Annotated in this window: 2 protein-coding genes; both read left to right on the top strand. The window is 34.2% G+C overall.

Annotation, left to right across the window (positions count from 1 at the left end; genetic code table 11):
- The first annotated feature begins 88 nt into the window (after positions 1 to 88).
- Positions 89 to 1,129 carry an SIR2 family protein gene (locus GBH70_RS16205; RefSeq protein ID WP_253694049.1) on the top strand — a complete coding sequence of 347 codons (1,041 nt, stop codon included), beginning with the start codon at positions 89 to 91 and terminating at the stop codon, positions 1,127 to 1,129.
- A 772-nt stretch (positions 1,130 to 1,901) separates the two neighbouring features.
- Positions 1,902 to 2,270 (top strand): ankyrin repeat domain-containing protein, encoded by a 369-nt coding sequence (locus GBH70_RS16200; RefSeq protein WP_151681992.1) that lies wholly within the window; start codon positions 1,902 to 1,904, stop codon positions 2,268 to 2,270.
- Positions 2,271 to 2,482 lie beyond the last annotated feature (212 nt).

Here is a 2,482-nt window from a genome sequence, read left to right as displayed (position 1 = left end):
TAAAAAGAAAATTAAAATAAAAGTCAAAATGTTTATACACAAAATGTAGTTGATGGGAAATTTTAAAAGCAGGAAAGGTGAAAATTTATTGAAAGCAGAAGAGTTTGAAATAATAATGAAACAACGTCCACATGTAGTTCTACTAGGAGCAGGGGCAAGTGTTGCTGCCATTCCAAATGGAGATAAAAACAATAAACGGACCTCTGTCATGGATGGATTTATTGAGAAATTAGGAATGGTGAATGCAATTGATAAGGTGAGTTTAAAGACTAAAAGTAATAACTTAGAAGATATATACTCTGAACTAAAGAGTCGCCCTGAATGTGACGAAATCACTAAAGAACTGGAAAAAAGAATATATGAATACTTTTATAGCTTTGAAATACCTGATGATCCTACGGTTTATGACTTTTTATTGCTTAGCCTTACCAAGAAAGATTTAGTCGCTACTTTTAATTGGGATCCATTATTACTTCAAGCCTATACAAGGGTTTCAAGGATTACTAACAATCTTCCTGAGTTAGCATTTTTACATGGAAATGTTTTTGTTGGGCTTTGCAATGAACACAAGCGAGGTGGGCTAATTTACAGCCATTGTTCTATTTGTGGAAAACCATTTGAACCAACTAAGCTCTTATATCCTGTAAAAGAAAAGGATTACAACAATGATCCTTTTATACGGGATAGTTGGAACCTTACCAAACATTATCTCAATAGGGCATATATGTTTACTATATTCGGATACAGTGCACCAAAGTCTGATGTATCTGCAATTAAACTCTTAAAAGAGGCCTGGGGTGCGGTGGATAACAGAAGTCTTGAAGAAATTGAAATAATTGATATAAAACCTGAAGAAGAATTAAGAGAAACTTGGGATGCATTTATTCATTCACATCATTATTCTACCCATTCGAGCTTTTTTGATTCTTCATTGGGAAGGTTTCCACGTCGTAGCTGTGAAGCTACTTTTGATAGACTAATGAATGTACAATGGTTAGACGGATCAAAGGGATATAAACAAGAAATGTCATTCAAGGATATAAAGACCTATATAAATGATTTGGTTCATGACGAGCAAAAAAATAATGGGGTTCTGAAGAATCCATATCTAGCAAGTACTCTTCTTTAAAAGTTGTTGAAGCTGATCCCTCTCTTTCCCACGACTTTAGAGTAGGTACCGGGGTTAGTATCCAGAAGGGGAAAAGAGGAGAAAACAGACATTATATATTGGATTTTTCAATCATTATCTAATTAGATTTTACCGTTATAAATTCGCTACAAGCTCAAACTGGATTCAGCACGGGTCCGGTTTGTTTCTTTTCCCAAATTTCTCTCCTCAGTGACAACAATTATTATTTATGTATACACTTAACCGAAAAAAACAATAAAAAATAGTATATAATCTCAACACTTTTTCATTAATATTCCTTGATATACCAATACCTGTGTTTTTGATGTGTTTACACTTTTAAAACATAAGATAAGTGTTGAGTGCTTTAAAGAATTGGCTGGCACCCACTCCAAAATTTAACAGATTTTGACTAGGTTCATTCTTTTTTTTGTCCAGCAGATGTCTAAATCTTCCTAGAACTTGATTAATTGGGCTTTCAAATGGAAAGTTCGAATGATAGCCAGATTTTATTGAAATAATAACTCGTTACTTTTTGTTGTCAAATTGAAGAAATATGATAACTTAATCATATAAAATCTAATTTCCTAAAATATTTCGACAAAAAGGCAAAGTTTTTATTGATTGGTTGTAGGCATTTTTCAAATAACTTAACTGCCTTAAAGGAGAAGGTACATGGATAATCTTTTGTTTAACGGTGGTTTCGTTCGCTTAGAGCCCAGGTTTTTTCCCTTTAAAGGGGGAGAAAGGGTCTTGCAAAAGGTGGGGAAAAATGGACTTAATAAAGATTGTTACAACAAATGATAGGGCTGGTTTGGGGCAGTATCTTGATGAACATGGTGGCTTAAATGAATTATGTTATTACGGACAAAGCGTTTTACATGTGTCGGTTTTTCTTAACCATCTAGAAATGACTCGATACATTTTAGAGGAATTAGGTGCTGATCCAAATATTAAGGATTCAATTGGGAGAACACCTTTGCAACTCGCCTGTTATTATTCGTTTTACCAGATAGCTGAAGTTCTTTTACGGAACGGTGGAAGTATCGACCAAACATGTTATGCGAGGGCAATGAATAGCTGGGATGGAAGTAGTCAGACAGAGATAATACAATTGTTAAAAGAATGGGATGAGGTATAAGAGTAGGGACAGAGCATTAAGTTTCCCCTATTGAATTTTTAACAGGCTAAAGGAGTGGAATGTCCTGAGATGAATGATAAGAAAAGAGACCCGGCGAGAATAAGCAGAATATTGAGCCTATTAAGAGGAATTTGGGAGTGTCATCCCAATATGCGTTTCTTTCAGTTTTTAGAATGGATTGAACATGAATATTCATCAAATAATAATGAGTT

Source organism: Weizmannia acidilactici (assembly GCF_008974225.1).
GTDB lineage: Bacteria > Bacillota > Bacilli > Bacillales > Bacillaceae_C > Weizmannia > Weizmannia acidilactici.
Note: the sequence above shows the minus strand (reverse complement) of the source record. Positions and strands in the feature narration are given on the sequence as shown.

Bases quoted from the DNA above. Each gene is read 5' to 3' on its own strand.
- GBH70_RS16200 (WP_151681992.1), top strand. From the start codon at position 1,902: ATGGACTTAATAAAGATTGTTACAACAAATGATAGGGCTGGTTTGGGG.